Here is a 23084-nt window from a genome sequence, read left to right on the forward strand (position 1 = left end):
TTTTCGGCTTTAGGAGACGACGACAAGTGCCCCCACAGGGGGGGCGGGCAGACACGGGAGAGTAAGACGGGGAACGGGGGGGGGAGGCGGGGGGGGGGGGGGGGGGGGGGGCGGGGAGACCCCCCCCCCCCGCCCGGGTCACGCGAAGACGCCGGCGCTCACACGGCGACAGAGCGCGGGGCGTCCTGCCTCCCTCACACGCCTGATGTGTCGTCAGGCAAGTCGGCATCTGGTCAGCATCGGTCCCCGAACATTCCGAAGTGGTTGCCCGATTCGACGCCTGTTCGGCGGCGCCGCAACAGCCTGGCTCGCACGAAGGTGCAGGCAAGAAGCCTTCTCGCCAGCAGGAATCGATGTTCCTCTTAATCTTCGATCCGACGCGTGTCAGCGTAGGGTGAGACCGCCCCTGACCTGCAGAAAGCTGGCAGGGAGCCGTCTTCTGGGAGTTCAAAATGCTGCGCACCATGTTCAAGTCCTACATCTGACATCCGGACGTTTCCCCAGGTCAGCGGCGTGCTGTCGGGGTCCAGGTCGGCAAGCGGTCAGCATCGGTCCCGATCATGTCCCACCGTTACTGAGCGTTTTCAGAATGGCCACTGATCGGGTGAAGGGCCGGCTTCCCGCAACGCACGAGGCTCCTGTGCCGTTGAGAGAGGTGTTCGACGTCTCAACTCACCAGCTCAGGAGCCTCGTTGGTTCCCCATCCTGCCGCACTCGACCTGCCTCCCGCCCTGATCGAGTGGGTAACCATGCTCATCGTCACCCGTGAGGGTGACCGTCGCTGCAAGCTCCCGCCTCACCAGGGTGCTCTCGTCGGCTTGGTCTACCTGCGCCGGCATGACCCGCTCGCGCAGATCGCCGCCGGCCTCGGCATATCCGTCGGCACCGCCCACGCCTACGTGACGGCCGTCGTCGATCATCTGTCCCAGCGGGCGCCCGGACTGCTGCGGGTCCTGCGGGAGGCCGATCCTGATCACGTCCTGCTCGACGTGACGCTCGCCGAGTGCGACCGGGTCGGCGACAGTCGGACCGACTTCTCCCAGAAGCACCGCCGCCACGGGGTGAACGTGCAGGTCGTGGCCAATCCCGAGGGCAAGCTGCTGTGGATCTCACCTGCTCTGCCCGGCCGCACCCACGATCTGACCGCGGCCCGCACTCACCGCAGCATCCGGATCTGCGAACGCCGGGGCGTTCCCGTCCTCGCCGACCGTGCCTACATCGGGGCCGGCCCCTGGGTGACCACCCCGATCAGGTTGCTTCCTCACCAGGACCTCACCGCGACCCAGCGGACGATCAACCGGGCGCTGTCAGCAGCACGAGCACCCGTCGAACGAAGCGTCGCCAGATTGAAGTCCTGGGGCGTCTTCCGCAGAGCCCGATGCAGCCCCAACCGCCTGTCGTCAATCTCCGCCGCCGTCCTCACCCTGGAGCGTCAACACTGAAAGGGCTCAATGAACCGTCTTCACCCCTTAGTACTCCAGCCGTAGATCGTGATCTTCATGGCTGGGCTGCTGTCTGCCGTCCGTAGTGCGAGTCGCGGGCTCTGGCTTGGTGTCGTCGCCGCCACTGCGAGCAGCGGAGTCGGTGCGCGAGGTCGCGGGCAGGGCTGATCAGCGCAGCGAACAGGCGCTGGACCTCGTTACAGGTCAAGGGGATCAGGTCGTCGGGCGCGGGATGGTCGCGGCGTTCGGCGGCTGCGGTGACGGCCAGGAAGGCATGGGCGAGCATGGCGAGGGTGACCCAGCGGTGCCAGGAGGTCCAGCGGCGAACCTGGTGCTCGTCCAGGCCGGCCAGGCCCTTGCCGGCCTGGAACGTCTCCTCCACCGTCCAGCGCCGCCCGGCCACCCGCACCAGCTCGGACAGCGGCACCGGGCGGGGAGAGAAGCAGCGATAGAAGGCGAGTTCGCCGCTTCTCCGATTGCGGCGGACCAGCAGCCACCAGTGCCCGGGCTGCCCGGCCGGGCCTTCGATGTCGAGCTGGGCCCAGTCGTAGAACCGCTCGCCCTTCGCGCCCGCTCCGGCCGACCGCCGCTGCCAGGCCCGCCGGGGGATCCGCGCCGCCAGCGCCTTCGCCTGGAACTTCCCGGCGCGCGTGAGGACTTGGTGCGTACTGGAGACGGCCAGGACGTAGCCGATCGGACGGTCTTCCAGTGCAGCTCGCAAGTGCGGGTTGTCGCCGTAGACCTCGTCCCCGGCCACCCACCGGGCGGGGGTGCCCGCATCCAGTGCCCTGCCGATCATCCGGGCCGCCAGAACGGGCTTGGTCGCGAAGGTGAGGTCATCGGGGATGCCAGCGGCCCGACAGCGGTCGGGGTCGTCGGTCCACGAGCGCGGCACGTACAGGGCCCGGTCGATCGCGGCATGGCCGCGTGTGGCGGAGTAGACCAGATAGACGGCGACCTGGGAGTTCTCGATCCGCCCGGCGGTGCCGGTGTACTGGCGCTGGACGCCGAGGGTCGCGGTGCCCTTCTTCAGATCACCGGTCTCGTCGACCACGAGCACGGCCGCATTATCGTGCAGGTGCTCGACCACGTAGGCACGGACGTCGTCGCGGACTGCGCCGGCGTCCCACTTCGCGCGGTGGAGCAGGTGCTGCATGCCGTCCGGAGTTGCGTCGCCCGCGTGCTCGGCCAGAGTCCAGCAGTTCTTCCTCGGCAGGTCGGACAGCAGGCCCAGCACCACCGCCGTTGCACGGCGACGCGGTTCGACCCTGCTGAACCGGCCCGCGATGCGGCCCATCAGCTAATCGAACATCGCCTGCCAACGGGCAAGCAATACGCTGTGACCTGCGGCCACCTCCTGATCTTCGTTTGTCGACACAACTCACGATGATCAACGGTGGCCGCAGCCATCTCCACACCGGCCCTGGATCAGCCACCTCACGATCCGCGGGCCGTAGAGTTCTACCCGACGACCGCCACTCGTTTCGGGGCGTCGCCGACGGGGACGGGCGAGCCGAGCACGGTGTTGGTGTTGGTGTTGATCACAGACACCGTGTCCTCTTCAGTGTTGGCCACGTAGGCGAGGCCGCGGGCCACGTCCACCGCCACCGCCTGAGGGTCGTCGCCGACGGGGATGGTGGTGATCACCGTGTTGGTGTTGGTGTTGATCACGGACACGTTGTCGTCACTGCGGTTGGTCACGTAGGCCCGGCGGCGGGACGGGTCCACCGCGACCCACTGCGGGAGATTGCCCACCGGGATGGGCGAGCCGAGCACACTGTTGTTGTTGGTGTTGATCACAGACACGTTGTCGTCGAAGAGGTTGGCCACGTAGGCGCGGTGGCGGCGCTGGTCCACCGCCACCCCGTACGGGGTGTTGCCGACGGGGATCGGGGAGCCGATCACGGTGTTGGTGCTGGTGTTGATCGCCGATACGGCGGAGTCGAACTGGTGGGTTACATAGAGGCGGCTGCGGCCCGGGTCAACCGCCACGCCGGTCGGTTGGCTGTAGACGGGGATGGTGGCGATCTCCGTGTTGTTGTTGGTGTTGATCACCCGCACGGTGTTGTCGCCGCGGCTCGTCACGTAGAGGCGGGCACGGCCGGGATCCACCGCCACCTCGGCCGGGGAGGTTCCGGTGGAGATGGTGGTGACGACGGTGTTGCTGGTGGTGTCGATCACCGACACCGTTCCGTCGGTGGGGCTCGTCACGTAGGCGCGGGCACGGCCCGGGTCCGCCGCCACCCCCAAGGGGAAGCTGCCGACGGTGATGGTGGCGGTCACCGTGCCGTCACTGATTACCGACACCGTGTTGGTGTCACCGTTGGTCACGTAGGCGGTGTGGGAGCAGTCGGTGTCAAGCGGCTCGGCTCCCGCGGGAGGAGTCAGGCCGGGCAGGAGCACGGTGCACAGCGCAGACAGGGTTCCGATCAGCCATGCCCGTCGCCTGTGCCGCAACTGCTTTGGGCTCCTGTTCGGACGGCCCTGCGGTGCGTGTCCGTGGCTTTCCGGTGTGGTGTGCATGGTGTCTCCTGGCTGGGCTGCGCTTATCGGTCCGACTACGGGTGCCCGCGGGTCGCTCTCGCCCGTTGCTCGGGGTCGGCCGTCAGCAGCATCCTTCGGTGTGCGGTGGCGCCCCGCCAGGCAGGCTCCGCCGAATGGCGCTGGCCCCATTTGTCCCTCCGGAGCCGAGGCCACCAAGCCTGTGCCCACCCTGCCGCAGCAACCACCGCTGCCAAGCTGTCTCTCAAACCATGAAGATCACGATCTATGGCTGAAGTATTAGGCGTCATCTCATGTGGTGGTGGCTCGGCATCGGGGCTCGTCCAGCTACTCCGAGACGCTCGCAATGAACGTGTGGATTTCGGCAGTGAGGTTGCGCATGTCCTCCCCTGCCGCGTGCACCGTGTTGGTCTCGAACTGCCATTCCTCGGAGGGCGCCCGGTCGCGGATGCCCCAGGTCAGTTGGACGTGGCCCCCAGGATGATGTTCCGCTGAGATGGTCAGGTCGTAGCAGAGGGAGTGCCAGGTGCGGACTCCTTCCCAGCCCCGGAAGTCTTCGGCAAGTGAGGCGAGGAAGGCGTCGAGTCCGTCGCCGTCCCAGGTCTCCACCGAGGTCTCGACGTTCCCCCAGGGCCCGTGGGCCCTGACGAGGAAGTCGAGCGTTGGTTCGTCTTCATACCGTCGAGCCGGTTCCGAGAGCAGTAGGCGTGCGGGCCCGGAATCTCCCACCTGAACCATAGGGCGGCCGGAATCGTCGTAGTCGATCACGCGATCAGATTAGAAGACCGGGCTGGGCAGCCGTCGCACTCTCGGAAGGGCCGACATCGGGCGTAGCCACTTTGAGGCATGATCGCCAACCATGGCTATGGATCTTGAGCGCGAACTCGTTCCTGACGGGTTGTGGGAAGTTGTGGCGCCGCTGATACCACCGTTCAAGCCGCGTCGGCAGGGCGGTGGAACGGCTCCGGTGGCGGACCGGACGGTGTTCTGCGCAATCGTGTATGCGCTGACCACCTCGTGTGCTTGGCGTCGCTTGCCGCCTGCTTTGGCGTGAGCCCGGCCACTGCGCACCGCCGATTTGCTGCCTGGACAAGAGCCGGCTTGTGGCGGCGCCTCCACAACGAAGTCCTTGACCGGCTGGGTGCCGCAGGGACGATCGACTGGTCCGCTGCCCTGGTTGATTCTGCCTCGGTCCGGGCGAAAAGGGGGGCAGCTCGTAGGGCCGAATCCGGTCGACCGGGGCAAACCCGGCGCCAAGCTCCACATCCTGACTGACGCCCAGGGCCTGCCGCTGGTCACTGCGGTCTGTCGGGGTCCGGGTCAGCAAGTGGTCAGCATCGGTCCCGATCTTGGACGTGGAGAGTCCGTGGCTTCCGCCGGGTGCTCGGCATCCTCGTCGGACTGCTGATCGCGACCCAGTTGCAGCGCGCCCCGCGTGCCCTGGTCCAAGTCGGCCGAGACTCTCTCAATGGTGATCAGACACGTCGTACGGCCATGGCATGACGACAGCTGATGCCCAGGCCCTCATGTACCGCGTGGCCCGCCCTGAGGGCACCAAGGCCATCGAGACCCTCGACGGCTCCTTCGCCACCGAGCCCGTCTTCCGGGTGACCTTGACCGAGGAAGGGTTCGCCCTCCTCAAGGTCCCCGTGGACCCTCCACGAAATGTTCCCGGACGACGGACCCGACGAGGGGGGTCATAGGCCGTCTGACATCTGGGCATTCGTGCAGGTCGGAGTCGTGGCGGCCGGGCTCGGGTCAGTGAACATCCAGCATCGGACCGCGCAGCGCCGGTGATGCCGACCGGCGCAGGCCTGGACGGGTCGGCGCACGCCAGGCCAGGACCGCCTCCGTCCTCAGCCCGAGACGGCCTTGGCCCAGCCGCGGTTGACGGTTTCTCTCGCCTTCTCCGTCTGCGCCTCCGTCGGAAACGTCGTGGTGCCCTCGACCGTCGGCAGTTTCTCCGCGGCGGCCTTGTCGAGCGTGCCGTCCTTCTTCATCGCTTCCATGAGGACGGGGCGTGCGTAGGCGGCGAGCCGGAGGTTCTGGCCCTCCGGGCTGAAGACGTACTCCTGCCACAGACGTGCCGCCGCCGGGTGGGGGGCGTCCTTGTTCACTCCGTTCGCGTAGTACTCGGCGAAGCCGCCGTCGAAGGGGATGGCGGTCCGCCAGTCGATATCCGCGCCCCTCTCGCGGAATTCGTCGGCGTATCCGAGGTTGAGGAAATCCCAGTCGATGCTGATCGGGGTCTGGCCCTTCGCGATCGTCGCCGGAGTGGATTCGACCGGGATGAAGTTTCCGTTCTTGCTGAGCTCGGCGAAGAAGTCGATACCGGGCTGGATGTCGTCGAAGGACCCCCCGTTCGCCAGGGCCGCCGCATAGACTCCGGCGAAGGCGGAGCCGGACTTGGTGGGGTCGCCGTTGAGCGTGACCTGGCCCTTGTACTCGGGCTTGCGCAGGTCGGCGAAGGTCGCTGGGCAGGTCTTGACGCGCTGGGCGTCACAGCCGATCGAGACGTAGCCTCCGTAGTTGTTGTACCAGAGGGCCCGCGGGTCCTTCTGTTCTTCGGGGATCTGGTCGTACGCGGCGACCTTGTACGGCGCGAGCAGGCCCTGCCGGGCCGCGGACTGCGCGAACGAGCCCCCCACGTCGATCACGTCGGGGGCGCGGCCTTCGCCCCTGTGCTCCTTCAGGGCGTTGACCTCGTCCTGGCTGGTCCCCTCCGGGTTCTCCGTCGTGACCTTGATCCCGTACTTCTGCTCGAAGCCGTCGATCAATGCGCCGTAGCCGGCCCAGTCCCTCGGGAGCGCGATCGTGTTCAGTGTGCCCTCCTTCTTGGCCGCTGCGGTCAGTGCCGCCATGCCGCCGGCGTCCACCGCGGAGGTGGCCACCGCGGGTGCTCTCGGCGGGGCGGGGGGCTCGTCGCTGCAGCCACCGAGGGGCGCCGTCGCGAGGGCCAGGCAGGCGGCGACGGAGACTGTCCGGACACGAGGTGCGGTCACGAAGGCTCCATAACGGGCGGTCGCGTACTGATCGCGGTCAGCGTACGTTCGGCGGCCCCGGCGGCGCAGTCCCGGACGGTGTGTCCGCCGTCTTCCCTTCGGCTGCCGTACCGGCGCGCTCTCAGACCCCCTCGTCGTCCCACTCAGCCAGGAGAGCCTCGCCCAGATCCACCCCGGGAGGTGCGGCCCCGCCGTGGAGGGCCTGCTCACTCCAGATGATCTTGCCGCGGGCGGTGTAGCGGGTGCCCCAGCGCTCGGCGAACTGCGCGACGAGGAACAGGCCGCGGCCGCCCTCGTCGGTAGCCTCGGCCCGGCGTAGGTGCGGGGAGGTGCTGGACCCGTCGGAGACCTCGCAGACCAGGCTGCGGTCGTACAGCAGCCTCACCCTGATGGGCTCGGTGCCGTAGCGGATGGCATTGGTGATCAGCTCGCTGAGGATGAGTTCCGTGGTGAAGCCGATGTCCTCCAGGCCCCAGTCCGACAGTCGGCGGGCGCAGGCGTTGCGCACCGGGGACACCGCCGCCGGGTCGGGGGGCACGTCCCACTCGGCGATCCGCGCGGCATCCAGTCGGCGGGTGCGGGCCACCAGCAGTGCGACGTCGTCGCTGGGCCTGGTGGGCAGCATCGCGTTGATCACCACGGTGCAGGTTTCCTCGGGGGTGCGGGCGGGCCCCGCCAGGGCGGCGCGCAGCGCTGCAAGGCCCGCGTCCGGATCGCGGTCGCGGCTCTCGATCAGCCCGTCGGTGAAGAGTGCCAGCCGGGAGCCTTCGGGCAGTGTGGCCGTCATGGTTTCCATGGGCAGGCCCGCGCCCAGGCCCAGCGGCGGGGAGACCGGCACCTCGGGGAAGGACACGGTTCCGTCGGGGCAGACCAGGGCGGGGCCCGGATGCCCGGCGGTGGCGGCGGTCACCTGCCCCGAGACGGGATCGTAGATGGCGCACAGGCAGGTGGCTCCGGTGATCCCCTGCCACTCCTGTTCGTCGGTGTCGATGTGGGCGACCAGCTCGTCCAGGTGGCTCAGGAGTTCGTCGGGGGGCAGGTCGAGGGTGGAGAAGTTGTACACGGCGGTGCGCAGGCGGCCCATGGTGGCGGCGGCGTGCAGACCGTGGCCGACGACGTCGCCTACGACCAGGGCCACCCGGGTGCCGGGCAGCGGGATGACGTCGAACCAGTCACCGCCCACCCCGGCCTGGGCGGCCAGATAGCGGTGTGCGACCTCGACGGCGGACTGCTCCGGTACGCCCCGGGGCAGCAGGCTGCGCTGCAGGGTGACGGCCAGGGTGTGCTCGCGGGTGTAGCGGCGGGCGTTGTCGACGGACAGTGCCGCCCTGGCGGTCAGCTCCTCGGCGAAGGACACGTCCTCCTCGTCGAACGGCGGGGAGTCCTTCCCCCGCCAGTAGCCGGCCATCCCCAGTACCACGCCCCTTGCCCGCAGGGGCACGACGATCAGGGAGTGGATGCCGCGGTCCAGGATCTGCAGGGCGTTGGCCTGGTCCTGGGACCGCCAGCTGTGGGTGGCGCGCAGGTCCGCCTCCAGGACCGCATGGCCGCCGGCCAGCCCGGCGGCCATGGGACCGGTGGGAGCGAACCGGATCAGCTCGCCGACGGGGGAGAGCGGGTGGTCGCCCTGAAGGCCGGCAACGGCGGTGCGGCGCATCTCGGTGTTCGCTTCGGGTGGCTCCTCGCCGCGCAGCACCGGGTCCAGCAGGTCGACAGTGACCACTTCGGCGAACCGCGGGACCGCAACCTCCGCCAGTTCCTCCGCGGTGCGCTCCACGTTCAGCGTCGTTCCGACCTGCACCCCCGCGTCGTAGAGCAGCTTCAGCCGCTCGCGGGCCACCTCGGCCCTGCCGGTGAGTGCCCGCAGCTCGGTGGTGTCCCGCAGCGTGACGACGGTGCCCGCCTGCCCGTAGGGGGTGGTGGGCCGGATGTTCACCGCCAGCAGCCGATCGGCCGACATGTGCAGCTCGTCGGTCGCGGAACGGCCCGATGCGATCGGCTCGGCGATCGCTTCCTCCAGACCCAGGTCCGTGACGGGGCGCCCCTCCGCGCCCATGGGCAGGTCCAGCAGCCGGCGCGCCTCGTCGTTGGCGAGCAGCAGCCGTCCGTCGCCGCCGACGATCAGTACGCCCTCTCGCACCGCGTGCAGGACCGCGTCGTGGTGCTCGTACATCCTCGTCATCTCGGCCGGGCCCAGGCCATGGGTCCGGCGCAGCAGCCGACGGCTCACCAGGGCCGTCCCGCCCGCGGACAGGGCGAGCACCGCGGCGGCGCTGCCGAGGACGACCGGCAGCTGCCGGTTGACCATGGTATGGACGTTCTGGATGGTGACCGGGGAGGAGACGATGGCGATGACGGTGCCGTGGGAGTCCTTGACGGGCACCACGGAGACCACGGACCGCCCCAGGGACCCTTCGAACGTCTCGGTGAAGGACTTGCCGGCCGCAGCCCCGGCGAAGGGGCCGACGACGCGTTTCCCGATCTGCTGCGGGTCGCTGTGGGCGACGGTGACCCCGCCGAGCGTGTACACGTTGATGCCGTCGACCCCGGCGATGTCACTGGCCGCCTGGGCGCTCGGCTGCAGCACGGCGCTGGGATGGGGGCTGCGTAGGGCCGCGACGATTCCCGGAGATTCCGCGAACGTTCCGGCGGCGGCGAGTGTACGGTGCCGGGCGTCCAGCATGGCGTCGCGCCGGGCCTGCACCACGAGGGCCACCACCGCGGCGGCCACGAGAAGCACCACGACGGCCAGCTGCAGGAGGAACACCTCCCCAGCCATGCTGCGCACGCTCAGCAAGGAGGACAGACGCTGCGGCCGCGCCATTGCCATCGGGGGCCGGACGCGCTCCTGACGGTGTCCTGAGCGGGGACGCCGGGGGGGAGAGGAAGACCGCGTGGTGGAGCGGAGCAGCCAACGCCGGAAGGGTCCCAGGACGTTGCTCATAGTCCATTCTCTTACCTCTGTGGGCCATCGGCAGCGGGGGCGACGATTGCCGAGCGGCGCGATCCCGAGACCGCTTCCGCCCCCGGAGAGCGAGCCGACGGGAATCACTCAGGGTGACGAGTGGCGCGGGGCGGCGCCGACCATCTCGCCACCCTTGACTGAGCCGATAGCCTTCCGCCCCACGCCGGCTCCCGGCGGAGCAGTGGACGGCTTGAATCGGTCTCCACGAGGATTGATGGAGCGTCAGAAAAGTCGGCAAGCGGTCAGCGTGAGTCCAGTAACACTTGAGGTCAGCTGACCGAACATGCGAATCGATATAGGCTCCGGAGACCGCCCTTGACCTGCGTGAAGCGGGCAGGGAGCAGACATTTTGGGAGCTTCTTCATGTTTCGGACAATGTTCAAGTCCAACACCTGACGTCTGGACGTTTCTGCAGGTCAGCGCCGTGCTATCAGAGTCCAGGTCAGCAAGTGGTCAGCATCGGTCCCGATCGCGTCCCGCTGTTGCCGACCTGTGACAGCAGCGGGTGAACGTCTTGGCCTCCCGCCCTGCACCGGAGACTTGGCTCTTGCCCTGCTGGCCACAGCAGGTCTTCGTGCACTGGAGGTAGGCCACCCGGCCCGTGACCTTGGTCCGCCGGTAGCTCGTGGTTGCCTGATGAACCGGCGAGCCCGCAGGCCCGTGCGTGTCCGTCCGTCGTCTTTTGCTCTCCCCCGATCCGCCCTCAGCCCTGGCGCCATTACGCCAGCTCGAACCCTCGGACGGGCGGGGAAGGCATCGTATGCGTCGCCGGCGGAGCGAAGGATGGATCGAGGTGGCATTCGCCCACCTTGTTCCGGACCATAGCCATGGGACTGCTGGCACGCGAATATGCTTTCCGGGCCGTCCGTGTGTGGCGCGGTCGCGGGGGCATCGTCAGTCGTCGTTTCCTCTGCTGATGCGTTCGCGACGGAGGATGCCGTGGCGCTCCGCGCTGTATCCGATGGCCTTGAGAGCGGAGATGCCTCGACTTTCGAGGCTTGGCCACGTTTTGCCGCTGTTCTCCACGGCCCTCCGCAATGCGGTGCGGGTGCCTCTGGGGACTACTCCAATGAGGAGGGGAAGGTAGCCGAGTGCCATCTCGGCACCTGTCTGGTTCACCTCGAGCATAGGCATGATGACACCCTCGATCAGCTTACGAAGCACGGTGTCACTGGTGATAGATGCGCTCTTCCACAGGTCGAGAACGTCTTGGCGATCGGAGTTGTTGGAGGACTCAACGTAGCGTTGGAGCAAGATTGCGGCAGCGTGCGTGTCCGGGAGCTGGGGCCATCCTGCTTCGATGAGTGACTGCTGCATTACCCGCTTGCGCGGGGCGCCGATCAGTCTCTGCCAGAAATCGGTCTGTTCGGGCAAGGGCAGGGCCGCTAGCCGGCCACTGATGGCGTGCAGCAACGGCGGGTCTGTAACTGGCTGAGTCGATCTCAGGGCCTCCGAGGTTGCCGTCAGCAAATCGGTTGAGGTTGGTTGTTCGAGGATGATCCAGCCGGTGAGTGCCTTCCAAGCATTCGAGCCATGCTGACGTGCGTGGCTCTCCATGCCCGCAGCTGACGCCACTGCCTCGAGCGCGAGTCCGGGCAATTGGTCCGCGATCAGGAGTCGGCAGCTGACCCTCAAACGCGTGTGGTCGGGCTCAGGAATCCAGGTGCAATCGTCGACGGATTGAAGGAGGGTGCCGATCTCGCTGAGGGACAGAGGTTGGTTCACCGCTGAGGTGGATTGCTGCAAGCACTCGGTAGCCGCAGCACCGACGTACGTCAGTAGGTCGCCGTCCACGGCAGGGGTCAGATCGTCCGTGGTAAGAGTGCAGATGAGAGCAGAGACGGAGTGGCGCAGGAGGGCGCTGCGGTTGAGAAGGCCACTTACGTTCAGTGGCCGCGAGGCTGAGAGCAGCCTCGTAAGTTCCGCTGCTTCGGCGTCGCTGGTTGCTGGGGTCAAAGACTCGAGGACGAGCGGCGTGATGTCCGGGTGCTGGTCAGCCGCCCGGTCGCCGAAGAGGCGTATGAAACCGTCCGCGACCTCGCCCACGGTATCGGCTGTAGTCGGGGTTGTGCTCTTACTTGCCTCGCTCCACAGTTTGGCCAGCAGGAGAGTGACCTGGCCGTCTACGTTCTGCAGGTCGAGACAGGGATCGAGGACACCGAGCCACATCGGCCAGGTGGGTAGTGGCCGCCGGTTCATGCTCGACAGGATCACCCGGGCCAGGGCGGTGTCCCGTACCTGTGGGAGGTGTTCCAGGTGCTTCTCCACAGTCTCTCTGCCTGTCGGGCGGTCGAGATGCAGCAACAGACGGGCAACAGCGTGCACGGCCCTGGGGGAGGTGTCGGACCAATGTTCCAAGATCGCGTCCAGCGCCTCCAAGGCACAGTCGGGGAGTGGTGGTTCCTCCTCGCCAACGTCGGACGCGGCGGTCCCAGCAGCTGGCGCTGCCTGCGTCGCCTTCCATGCATCGTGAGCTTCGAAGGCAGCCTGAAGGTCCTTCGTCAGTGCGGGACCGACCGCATCCATCAACTGTTCGGCCTCGGCTGAGCGGAGGCCGATGAGCACCGAGACCAGCGGGTCACAGTTGTCGCCGAGCAGATGGGCGCAGACCAGCTCCTGAACCCGCTCCGCATCTGCGCCCAACGCGTCAGACATGTGGCGCAGGGTCGAGGCTGCCAGGGCCGTGTTCTCATCGAGGCTGGAGTGGCGAAGGACAAGGCTGCGAATCCCGCGAGCGGCAACGCGGTCGCTCGACCGCGCAAGCCGCCAGCATCCGGGAATCACATCATCAGGGAGGGCGTGCGGGGTGCCCACCAGGGAGGGAGCAAGGGCTTCGATGGCCGAGTCGGCGATCGCCTCAATCGGGATGCTCTCATCGCCACAGAGGGCCAATGCCGCCTGAGCCACGTTCCAAGCTTCCAGACCAATGGCTTCACGCGCTTGCTGTATCAGTAGGGCAAGTACGGCTGGACGCTCCTCCGGCGAGAGGTCGGCAACGGCGGATAGCAGGGGCCCCAGGTCAGCGTTCTGAGCATGCTGTTCGAGTGTTTCGGCGAGGGCCGCCGGCAGCCCGAAGACGCTGCCGCTGGTCTGCAGGAAGATTAGGTCGCGCCCGGGTCCGGACAGGCTTCTCGTGCGATGCAGATACGCCACGAGCTGCCGGCCGTGGTGCTTGCGGACCGCGGCAGCATCCTCTTCGGACGAGTTCACGCTGAGTTGCCGGTCCACTTGCGAGGTGAACCCTGCGTATCCCCGGGCAGCTTCCTTGACCTGCTCCGATACGAACGGCCCCAGATCCGCGCTGCGATCGGCATCCAGCAGGAGTACGTAGTCGCACAGTCGATGGTCGAGCAACAAGTCCCTTGCGAACAGAGGAAACTCCACCCTCAGACAAACGAGTCTTGCGATCTCCTCGGCTCGAGCTGCGGGATCGGTCTCCAACAGGCCCTCCGCAGCGCGCTGCTCGGCAAGTCTGTAGGTGAGTGCGAAGGTATTCAGCAGGGCCTTGACCCGGCGGGGACTGCGGACGTGGGAGGGGACAAGGATGGTGACGATCAGGTCCACGTCGACCTTGCTCCACACACCTCCACGCCCGCGTACGAGACCTGCGGCGAAGCTGGTGACCTTCGGTACCAGAAGGGGAGGCAGACTCACTTGATACTGGAAGACCTTGTCCAGGTATCCGCTACCGCTGCTGTAGTAGGGATTGACGGTGTCAACTGGGGTCGCTTGCGACAATGCCCGAGTAAGCGCTTCTTCGAGTACCTGCTGGTCGGCCGCCACTATGAAGACGCACCGATCCACCCCCAAGAACGTACGCACGGCGTCAAGGGTGGCGACCACGTCGGCCGGAGCGCATCTGTCCAATTCATCGACGAACACGACGAGCCGCCTCACCTTGGACCGGGAGACGAGGTCGGTGAAGAGCTGCTCGAACTGCTCGTCGCTCTGCGCGGCATCGATCTTGTGCTCGCGGGTCAGCGTCCTGGAGACGAGCACCGCCAACGAGGTCAACAGTGCTGCCGGGGCGATGCCGACTCGTATGGCCTCCGTAGCCGTATCAACGAAGGTCTGACGGACCGGGCCGCCTTTGACGAAGGCGAGCAGCAGCATGATGAGGGCGAAGACTCCGACCACCAGTCCGAACATCTGTGCGAACGTGCCCAAAAGCTGACGCATGTCCCGGCGCCCGAACTCGAGCTTCGCGGTGACGCGGCCACCGTAGAGCTCGCCATGAAACCGATCGTCACGGATGTCCAGAGCAGTGGCGACCGCGCTGATGAAGTTTCTACGTAGAGGGTTTTCCGCGTACTTGAAGGCGTCGAAGCGGACGAACCGAAGTCGCTCTTCCTTCTCCAGGCGTCCGCGTAGCAGGTTAGCGACACCGCTCTTGCCTGAACCCCAGGGTCCCCATAGGGCGATGTTGGTAGGTGTTGGCGCTGTCATCACCAAGCCGTGGAGCTGTTCGGCTATATGGCCATGCGAGAGCCGATCTTGCCGTGCGTCCGCGACCACCCGATCCTGGATCAAATCGCCTGCGATCAGCTGAGCTCGCTCAACATGCGTCATCCCGCCTCAATCCCACCCTTGTGAAACATGGCCTGAAGAAGACTTGTCATGTTGTATACAGCACCACCGGAACCAGCGACAGAAGCGTGCACTCCCAGTGAACCGTTCTGACTTCTCTGCCGCTCCGTTGTGAGCTATTGATCCGAAACGGTTTGGGTTCTGGGTCGTTGGTGGGGTGTGAGTGATCTGGTGGGGGACGCGCGGCATTTGTCGCCTTCGGCGCAGGAGGCGCTGCGGCTGCGGGCGGTGGCCGCGCTGGTGGCGGGGCGGGACCGTGAGGACGTGGCGGCGGTGTTCGGAGTGTCGCTGAAGGCGGTCGACATCTGGTGGGCGAAGTGGCGGGCCGGTGGCCGGGAGGCGCTGGTCATGCGCCCTCGCGGCAAGCCGGTCGGGGTGCACCAGGTGCTCGGGGAGTGCGAGCAGGCCGCGGTGCGGCAGGCGGTCCTCGATCACCGGCCCTGTGACGTGGGCTTGAGTTAGACGGTTGTGGACCCGGAGGCTGGTGGGCGAGCTGATCGTGAAGCTGTACCGGGTGTGGCTGACCGAGGTGGGGGTGGGCAAGTACCTGAACAGGTGGGGGCTGTCCTTCCAGCGGCCGGACGAGCGGGCCGTCGAGCAGGACCCGGATGCTGGCCGGCGCTGGCATCTGGAGACGTGGCCGGAGATCCGCGCGAAGGCGAGGAAGGACGGTGGGGAGATCCTCTTTGCCGATCAGGTCGGCATCCGCTCGGACCAGGTCACCGGCCGCACCTGGGGTGAGAAGGGGAAGACGCCTGTGGTGCGGCGGAGCGGGAATCGGTTCTCGGTGAACGCGATGTCGGCGATCAGCACCAAGGGCCGGATGCACTTCATGGTCTTCACCGAGAGCTTCACTGCCGAGGTGATGTGCCGCTTCCTGGACCGGCTCGCCGGCCACTTCGACCACAAGATCCATCTCGTGGTCGACGGGCACTCCGCCCACCGTTCCAAGAAGGTCCGCGACTGGCTCGCCGCCCACCCCGACAACGTCGAGCTGCACGTCCTGCCGCCGTACTCGCCCGAGCTGATCCCCGACGAGCTGGTCAACGCCGACCTCAAACACAGCCTGCCCCGGCAGCACCGGGCCCGCAACCAGGCCGAACTCGCCGCCGAGACCGGCCGATTCTTCCGCAGACGCCAGCGTCAGCCCCACATCGTCCGCGGCTACTTCGGCGGCCCGCACGTCCGCTACGTCCTGGACGAGAACCCCATGAGTTTCTGATCAATAGGACATTTGCACGGTGGCCTGCCTGTTCTCAGGGAGCATTCAACGACTGCCGATGTACGCGGGAGCACCCCGACGGCGCACTTCCCAGCCAAGATCAGTTACACCACTCAGCGGGACACTATCTCATAACTCATGCCCTGAAGCTCTCACGCCGCACTGACACCCATCTCAGCCGATCAACGGAACAGCGGCGCCTCAGCCAAAGGAAAGGGACTCAATGGGGCGGTGGTCGTAGCCACGCACAGGTCAGCGGACGGCTTGATCGAAGTCCGCTGAGCCTTCTGCAGGCGGACGCGTCTGTGCCCCGCGCAAGCTCTGCACGGGGCACAGACATTCCTATTTTTCATGCACCCTGGGACCGGTGAGGCCGCAGACGTGCCCTGCGAGACGTTTCCTACTGGAGGTCGAGAGGAAGTCGTTCTCGTAGGATCGCGTGGTAGTGGCTGAGTTTTTCGGCCTCTTCGTCCATCAGATCGATGATCTCATAGGCGGTGGCGGCGATGCCAATCGTGCGGAATGCCGACAGCTCCTGGTAGAGCAACCACACGCCGCCGCGCGCCACGTCGAGACAGCGGTCAGCGACATATTCCTGTTCACCGTTGACCAGGCACAAAAGAGCGCGGATGAGCTTCCCGCGGTGTCTGACAGAAACATCGGATGCTAGGGCCGCCATGATCAGATTTGTCGCGGCCACAGCAGGCTGCATGAGGTTGGACTGAATGTATGTGTGGCCTTCCGTCCAGCCCCTAGGCTCACCGTCGGTGGGTTCATTTTCTAGAAATTCCTGAAAATCGACCGGCACGTGCTCTGCTGTGAGCCCGCATCCGCAGTATAGCCTGGCCCAGTCGTGGCGAGCAGTCTCGATCTGGATGATTCCCATTAACTACCCGTACTTGTTCCAGGACCCCAGGGACCGGGATCGTTCGTGATTCCGTCTATAAACTGACGATGCTTGTTCTCTGCGGGGTAGTCGCCCTGGCATCTGTTGCAGACTGGCTTGCGTATCACCGAGAGCGTTCCGTCGTCAGCGCGCTCAACCTGATATGCATGCGTGAAGCGAATGTTGTTTGTGTCGCCGCCTAGGGCGTGGACGAGGTTACCTTCTGCGCAGTAACTGTAGCACGGAAATGAGCCGCCGGAAGATGCGAGGCCCCAATCGCCAGTCTTCTCGTGATATCCGGCCACGTAGGCGCGCGTATTAGTCTTTCGGGTGTAATTTTTGAGGGCGAAATCGGGCACCAGGGAATCGAGATGCTCAAGCCGTCCCGCGTGGGTCCATCCAGGCTCTGCGACTGTCACTGAAACTCTGGGTGGAATCTTGCCGCCGACATCCCTCACTGAGGGCAGGCTCGGGGCGTCCAAAATGAGGCCGGAGCTGCGGGCTGAGAGTTTGGAACCTCCCTTGGCCAGGATCGGCAAGTGCGCGGCAGCAGCGGCCGCCTTAAACGCCATTCCCGCGCCCGGCAGTATGGGCTGCATGAAATCGGCGACCCATGCGCCAATCTTATATGCCGAAGTGTTTCGCTTCGGGCCGGCCACATTCTTGAGGAACTGTGTGCCATTTATCGGGCCGACGCGGTTTTCGCGCTCGGCCTGGGTTCGGCGTGCCCCCAGGCCGTCTCCGCTGAACTGCTGGAAGCCTTGCCTGATCTTCGAAAACCAGTTGATGGTTCCGTGGTAGGAGCCGGAAAGAACGTCGGAGACCGTGGACTTGATGTCGCTCCATGACCAGAACAAACCTGTGGGGTCTGACAAGGTCACGGGGTTGTTCTTGGCGTAGGCGTAGCCGTTCATCTGGAGCGGGTCGGACGTGTCGAACACGGGATCCGCTGAGATGAAGCGGCCGGAGGCCGGGTCGTACTCACGGGCGCCGATGTGGGTCAGGCCTGTGGGGTCGTCGATGCCGACGCCCAGGTAGCCTCGCTTGTTCGGCCAAGACGCGGGTTTGGCTCCGCGGAGCTCGCCGTAAGGCTTGAAGGATCTCCGGGTGACGGGTTGTCCCGTGCCCATGGCCACTGTTGTGAGGGCTGTGCCGAGGTGGTCGGAGATCAGGACGTCAAGTTTGTGACCGGTAGTGGCGCCGTTGGTGGTGGAGCGCACCACGGTCGGTCCGCCAGCGTGGGCGTAGGCTCGCGTCGCCCGCGTGATCTTGTCGGCCGCAGTGGTGAGTTCGGTCTCTCCCAGGTACAGGACACTGCCTGCCGAGGAGCTCTCCAGGATGCGGTTGCCTTCGGCGTCGTAGATGTACTTGGTGGTGACCGAGCCGCTCTTGATGGTGTCGAGCTTGTTCTCCCGGGTCCACACCAGGTCCTGGGAACCGGAGGGCAGACTGCGGTCGGTCATGTTGCCCGCGACATCGTAGATGTACGAGCTGTTGCCGCCCGGAGCGCTCGACGTCACCGAGGTCAGAGTGTGCGGCTGAGTGAGGTAGGACGGGCTTGTACCGTTGCCGGTCTTCACCGTGCCGTGCCCGTACGTGAGCCGGACGTCCTTTGCAGGATCGGCCGGGTCGTGGCGGGTCAGGCCGGCACGATTGCCGATGATGTCGTACGTGTAACTGTCCCAGTAGCCCGTTGCTCCGGCTGCGGCCGTTCCCGGTGCAGGAGCGGCGGCGGTGAGGGAGGCTGCCATGCTGGGGTCCGGTGCTGTTGCATCGGAAGCCGTGTCGGCGGCGGTGGCGATCGGGCCTCGCGAGGCCTTCCCGTCGGAGCGGTAGCCCCAGAGCGTTCCGTCGGAGCTCTTGCAGCCGGTCGCCGACTTCGACGGAGTCAGGTCGGATGTCCATGCATGGACCAGCTGGCCCATGGCGTCGTAGGTGTAGCACTGGTTGTCCCACGTGGACGTGGTGCCGTCGGTGGCCTTCCTTGCCTGCGACGTGATGTTTCCGGCGTAGTCGTAGGAGTAGTAGCTGTCGCTGATGCGGTGGGGTCCGGAGGTTTCACGGTCGACGACCGTGCGCTGGAGCTGACCGGTGTTCTCGTTGACGAAGTTGGTCGTCCATAGACGGTTGGGCTGAGCACCGCTCACCGTGCGGAGCGCCTCGCCGAACGGCGAGTAGGTGACGTCGGAGGTGTACCAGGAGGCGCCGGAAGTGGAGTCGGGCAGGCCGTCAGCGTTGTACCGGGTGATGACCTTCTCTGCCGCGAGACCTCCCTTGGCAGGGAGGGTCTGGGTGAGCGGCTTGCCCGTGGGGGTGTACGTGTAGCTGTACGCATAGGTGCCGGACACACCCGCAGTCATGCTGTTGGCGGGGATGACCGTTTCGCGACCCGTGGTGCGGTATTCCTCGTCGTACCCGGTGACCCGACTGATGTAGTCGCCCGAGGCGTCGTGGCGAATCGACGCGACAGGGAGCCCGAGGGCGCCCGGAAGCGAGTCGAACGTGAACTCTTTCACCGGCTCGCTGGACGTTGATCCCTCACGGATCGCAGTCGTCCTGCCGAGGACGTCGAGAGTGGTGTAGACCGTGCCCCGGGAGTCAGTGGTGCTGATCTTGCGGTCAGCATCGTCGTAGCCCATCACAGCCGTGCCCGTGTCGGGGTCGGTGCTCTTTACCACTCGTTGGCGGGTGTCGTACTCGTAGGACCAGATGTTGCCGGCGTGGTCCTTGACCTCGTCGCGGTTGCCCCGTGTGTCGTAGTCGTACGTGGTTGTGCGCCACTGGGTGGCCCCGGTGTTGACCGCGTGCTGGATCTTGCTGACGCGTCCCAGCGCGTCCACCCAGGTGTTGGTGGCCGGGGCTGCGCCACCGGGCGGGAGCACGAGGGTGTTCGTGTCCCCGTAGCTCCAACGCGTGTAGTTGGCCGATGTGCCGCTGCGGTAGTTCGTCGCGCGTACCGGGCGCTCAAGGCCGTCGTACAGCGTACGCGTGAGCGCCGGGACAAGGGTGTCGGAAGTCCGCTGGAACTGGACCGGCTCCGGTTCACCCTTGACCAGGTAGCCCCCGGTCGACTCCGCCACCAGTCCGTGATCGTCGTAGCGCGTGTCGCTGACGATCCGGCCGGGCCCGTGTGCCTGGCGCTGGGTCTGGACCTGGCGCATCAGGCCGTCGTAGATAGTGATCTGCCTGGCGTAGGACTCGTCGTCCTTGATGCTGTAGACAGCGACCGCAGATGGCTTGGTTACCGAGGTGGTCGCCTCTGCTATCTGATAGCTGATCACGACGTTCGGCTTCTGTGAACCGCTGGAGCGGCTAGGCGTCCAGCCCTTTACGAGCCGACCGAACACGTCGTACTCATTGCGGCTGGTGCGGCCGTTGGGGTCCGTCACTGTGAGGGCGAGTCCGCGGCCCGGATCCATGGCCGTGACGGTCTTATGGCCCTTCGCATTGATGGTGGTCACCGAGGTGACCGGACCTCCTGCGTCGCCCGGCTCGTACACGGTCTCCGTGGTCCCGACCACAGGTCTCTTCACCGTGCGTGGCCGACCGAGCGGATCATAGGTCATGGAGGTGACCACGCTGTACTGCGTGCCGTCCGCATTGGACTCGCCTACGGAGGTCAACAGGCCCTTCACCGGCGTCGAGCCATAGGCCTGGTTGTCGTAGTACATGGCGGTTGCGGAGATGAGCTCAGTGGCTCCACTGGCCGTGGGATAGTCGGCACACGACGTGCCGGTCTTGCGGACCTTGCTGACCACGCCGATGAGGTTCGCGTCCGTGTTGTGGACGTACTGCGTGACCGTGCAGGAGTGGTCGCTCAGGGACTCGCCTGTGCCGTTCGGTTTGACGACAGCGGTCTCGACCTGAGTGGGCAAGCCGTACGTGGGCTCGACAGTGGTCTTGGTACGCACGGTCTGCCAGCTCGTGCCGACCGTCTGAACCTCATCGGTACGCTGGACTCCGGCCTGGAAGGCCAGCAGGTCTCCCACTCCGCCCTCGCGGTCACGTGACGCCGTCTGCTTCGACCAGGGGAAGGTGAGGGCGCGCTTGAGGACGCGGCCGTTCGTTCCTTCGTAGGTGATGGTCTCGGCGACCATCCCGGCGTACTGCTCCTGGTCGTCGGCGACGAGGGTTTCCTTGCCCGTGGAGTCCTTGACGGCGCCTCCGGCCCCGCGGAAGTAGCGGGTCACGGCAAACGACTGGGTCTGGGGCGCCCTGTCGGACTTGCGGCCCTTGACGGTGGCTACCTGCTGAAAGCCGCGCCACTCGCTGTGCGTACGGAGTTCCGGCTTGATGAACTCGTCGTCGCTCTTGCCCCAGGCCGGGTTCGAGTACTTGTACACCGTCGTGATGCGGGGGGAGACGCCGGAGATCCGGTCAATCTCGGTCACGGCACGGACTACGTACTTGTTGAACCATGCGAGCGCAGGCTTCTTCTCGTCGCCGTCCGGCGACCAGCGGGTGGGGAAACAGGTGTTCTTGTTGTCCTCCGGGGCCACGGTGGGCTGGAACTGGCAGCCGCCCTCGTAGACGACATCGACCTGGCTGCCGTGCTCGGTGTAGACGGTTCCGATCCGCGGCCGAGTGAAGCCGGGGCGGTTGTCCTTCTTGTCCTTGCGGACGAGGTTGGGAAGGTGCTTGTCCTTGAGGTGGCCGACGAGCGGGTCCCCGGGGCCGACCGTGTAGGGCTCGAAGCTCACGCCCGCCTTGGACATGGCGACGGCAGTGTTGCTGCCGGGCGCGTAGGCGTAGCGGAGGATGCCGTTGAGCCACAGGGCGGGTGAGCTGCTGTACCACTCCCGGGGAAAGGCCTGCTTGAGAACGTACCTGTCCACCCTGACGAGGCCGCTTGCGCCGGCGCGGTGCGCGCTGGTCGTGACGCTGGCGAGCCGGTGACGGGTCCAGAAGGAGGGGAAGGCCGGGCAGAGCTTCGAGGTGGCGGCGCAGTTGAGGTTGCCGGGGGTGTCCCACCACGGGCGGTACTTGCCGGCGTCCTTGGTCTTGTCGAAGTTCTCCGCGTCACAGGTGGTGCCGGTGCCGATGCAGCGTTCGGCCAGGTCGAACTCCACCTTGGCGGCGGGAGTGCCGCCCAGGTTGGTGTCGCGCAGCCCGTACTCGATCAGCTTGGGCAGTCCGCCGCGGTCGTAGCGTTCCGGAGTCTTGAACTTCTTGTTGACGGCGTAGTGGTTCGACTCGACGGCCCAGTTGACGATCATGGCGTTGCCGTGGACGTCGACGATCTTGTCCAGGCCCCAGTGCCAGGCCTGCTGCTTGCCGGTGCCACAGCGCGAGGCGGCGAAGGTGGAGGCGTAGCAGGGTTCGCCGGGGTGGTTGCCGAAGACGGGAACGGTGAAGACGGAGTCGGTGTCGGCGTGACCGTCACCGATCTTGTTCAGGCCGTAGTAGTACTTGGTGCCGTCCGTGGTGGTGACGATCCAGTACTCGCCGTCGTTGTCGCCGTTGCTGCCGCCGGTCTTGAGTTCGACTCGGGTTCCGTCGTCGGCCTGGGGCTTGTACAGGTTGCTCGTGCCGATGCGCACGAGTTCGGTGGTCTTGCCGCCGAGCGACATGACGGCGTTGTGGGACACCCAGCACAGGTCTGAGGTCTTTGTCTTCTTCGCCGTGTTGTTGGCTGAGCCGGCTGCGATGGCCTTGGTGTCGCTGTTGCACGTGCGGTAGCGGCGCTCGATGCGGCCGGGATCGTACTGCCATCCCTCGCCGATCCAGGAGGACTGCGGCGAGCTGGTCGACGTCTTGCCGTCCACGTACTGGGAGTTGTAGTCGAAGGCGATCGTGGGCGCCGGTCCGGCAGGAGGCGCGGGCACGGTTAGGGGGTAGGACCACGTGAAGGCACCGCTCGAACTGCCGGCGGCCCACTTGCCGCTGCCCATGAGTGGTGTTGCCTTGAAGGACCCACCTGCACCATCGCCGGAGTCGACGGCTCCGATGACCGCCTTGTTGCCGCCCGCAGTGGCCGGCTGCACCCAAGTGGCGGGGATGATCCCGGAGGCGGTGCGCTGCGGTGCGCTTGCAGGGTTGGCGGTTGTGCCGTCCGCAGCAGTGTCGACCGTCGCGCTCACGGTTTTGGCCGCTGTGTCGTTGACGGTCTCCAGTTCCTCGTACTGCTGGCATTCCTCGAGATCCGGGGTGTCCAGATAGCACTCGGGGAACTGGACCAGGCGCATGCGCGAGGCCCAGTCCGCGCCGTAGAGGTTCTCGAAGGCCTTGTACTCGAGCTGGACGGTGACCGGAACAGAACCAGTGCTGGGTGCACTGACCGTCAGCACAGCGGCATCGACACCGCCCGAGACACCAGCGGAAGGGCTGGCGATGTCTACCTTCCACGTGCCGCTGGGAGCGGGTTCGCCAATGACCTGCCCAAGCTTGACCGGCAGAGTGCCCACGCGCGTGGGCGGTACCGGCTCCGTGTCCGCGGCAGTCGCACTGAAAGAGGCGCCTTGGATGGCCGCGCCGAACG

13 protein-coding genes are annotated in these 23084 nt (G+C 66.3%); 5 read left to right on the top strand and 8 right to left on the bottom strand.

The window, feature by feature from the left end:
* Positions 1 to 692: 692 nt before the first annotated feature.
* Positions 693 to 1442 (top strand): transposase, encoded by a 750-nt coding sequence (locus ACZ7H1_RS30750; RefSeq protein ID WP_470791047.1) that lies wholly within the window; start codon positions 693 to 695, stop codon positions 1440 to 1442.
* Between the two features lie 55 nt (positions 1443 to 1497).
* On the opposite strand, the gene ACZ7H1_RS30755 is transcribed toward ACZ7H1_RS30750, so the two are convergent.
* The 3 genes from ACZ7H1_RS30755 to ACZ7H1_RS30765 form a co-directional block, all read right to left on the bottom strand.
* Complete coding sequence (locus tag ACZ7H1_RS30755; protein ID WP_470791048.1) at positions 1498 to 2739, bottom strand: IS701 family transposase; 1242 nt, start codon at positions 2737 to 2739, stop codon at positions 1498 to 1500.
* Positions 2740 to 2903: 164 nt separating this feature from the next.
* Positions 2904 to 3845, bottom strand: coding sequence for a beta-propeller fold lactonase family protein (locus ACZ7H1_RS30760; protein WP_470791049.1), 942 nt, complete (start codon positions 3843 to 3845; stop codon positions 2904 to 2906).
* Positions 3846 to 4271: 426 nt separating this feature from the next.
* Positions 4272 to 4682: a DUF6228 family protein gene (locus ACZ7H1_RS30765; protein ID WP_470791066.1), complete on the bottom strand. Its 411-nt coding sequence runs from the start codon at positions 4680 to 4682 to the stop codon at positions 4272 to 4274.
* A 127-nt stretch (positions 4683 to 4809) separates the two neighbouring features.
* On the opposite strand from ACZ7H1_RS30765, the gene ACZ7H1_RS30770 reads away from it, so the two are divergent.
* Together ACZ7H1_RS30770 and ACZ7H1_RS30775 are read left to right on the top strand one after the other, a co-directional pair.
* Positions 4810 to 4998: a transposase gene (locus ACZ7H1_RS30770; protein WP_470791067.1), complete on the top strand. Its 189-nt coding sequence runs from the start codon at positions 4810 to 4812 to the stop codon at positions 4996 to 4998.
* A gap of 445 nt (positions 4999 to 5443) precedes the next feature.
* Positions 5444 to 5647, top strand: coding sequence for a hypothetical protein (locus tag ACZ7H1_RS30775; RefSeq protein WP_470791050.1), 204 nt, complete (start codon positions 5444 to 5446; stop codon positions 5645 to 5647).
* A 153-nt stretch (positions 5648 to 5800) separates the two neighbouring features.
* Here the strand turns inward: ACZ7H1_RS30775 and ACZ7H1_RS30780 are convergent, their stop codons facing one another.
* The 3 genes from ACZ7H1_RS30780 to ACZ7H1_RS30790 all read right to left on the bottom strand — a co-directional run bounded on the left by ACZ7H1_RS30780 (position 5801) and on the right by ACZ7H1_RS30790 (position 14480).
* A complete protein-coding gene (locus ACZ7H1_RS30780) occupies positions 5801 to 6946 on the bottom strand; it encodes an ABC transporter substrate-binding protein (RefSeq protein ID WP_470791051.1) in 1146 nt (381 codons plus the stop codon).
* A 121-nt stretch (positions 6947 to 7067) separates the two neighbouring features.
* Entirely contained in the window at positions 7068 to 9770 is a 2703-nt protein-coding gene (locus ACZ7H1_RS30785; RefSeq protein ID WP_470791068.1) for a SpoIIE family protein phosphatase, read from the bottom strand.
* A 1035-nt stretch (positions 9771 to 10805) separates the two neighbouring features.
* On the bottom strand, positions 10806 to 14480 hold the full coding sequence (locus ACZ7H1_RS30790; protein ID WP_470791052.1) for a KAP family P-loop NTPase fold protein: 3675 nt from the start codon (positions 14478 to 14480) through the stop codon (positions 10806 to 10808).
* Between the two features lie 177 nt (positions 14481 to 14657).
* Between ACZ7H1_RS30790 and ACZ7H1_RS30795 the strand changes: the two genes are divergently transcribed.
* On the top strand, positions 14658 to 14960 hold the full coding sequence (locus ACZ7H1_RS30795) for a helix-turn-helix domain-containing protein (protein ID WP_470791053.1): 303 nt from the start codon (positions 14658 to 14660) through the stop codon (positions 14958 to 14960).
* 22 nt (positions 14961 to 14982) lie between these two features.
* The gene (locus ACZ7H1_RS30800) at positions 14983 to 15720 is read left to right on the top strand and encodes an IS630 family transposase (RefSeq protein ID WP_470791054.1); all 738 of its coding nucleotides are present in this window, start codon (positions 14983 to 14985) and stop codon (positions 15718 to 15720) included.
* Between the two features lie 400 nt (positions 15721 to 16120).
* Here ACZ7H1_RS30800 and ACZ7H1_RS30805 read toward each other — a convergent pair whose 3' ends face one another.
* Both ACZ7H1_RS30805 and ACZ7H1_RS30810 read right to left on the bottom strand, forming a co-directional pair.
* Positions 16121 to 16606 carry a hypothetical protein gene (locus tag ACZ7H1_RS30805; RefSeq protein WP_470791055.1) on the bottom strand — a complete coding sequence of 162 codons (486 nt, stop codon included), beginning with the start codon at positions 16604 to 16606 and terminating at the stop codon, positions 16121 to 16123.
* Positions 16606 to 23010: an RHS repeat domain-containing protein gene (locus tag ACZ7H1_RS30810; protein ID WP_470791056.1), complete on the bottom strand. Its 6405-nt coding sequence runs from the start codon at positions 23008 to 23010 to the stop codon at positions 16606 to 16608. Before ACZ7H1_RS30810 ends, ACZ7H1_RS30805 begins: the two co-directional genes overlap by 1 nt.
* Positions 23011 to 23084 lie beyond the last annotated feature (74 nt).

This window comes from Streptomyces sp. NPDC037401 (assembly GCF_055602345.1).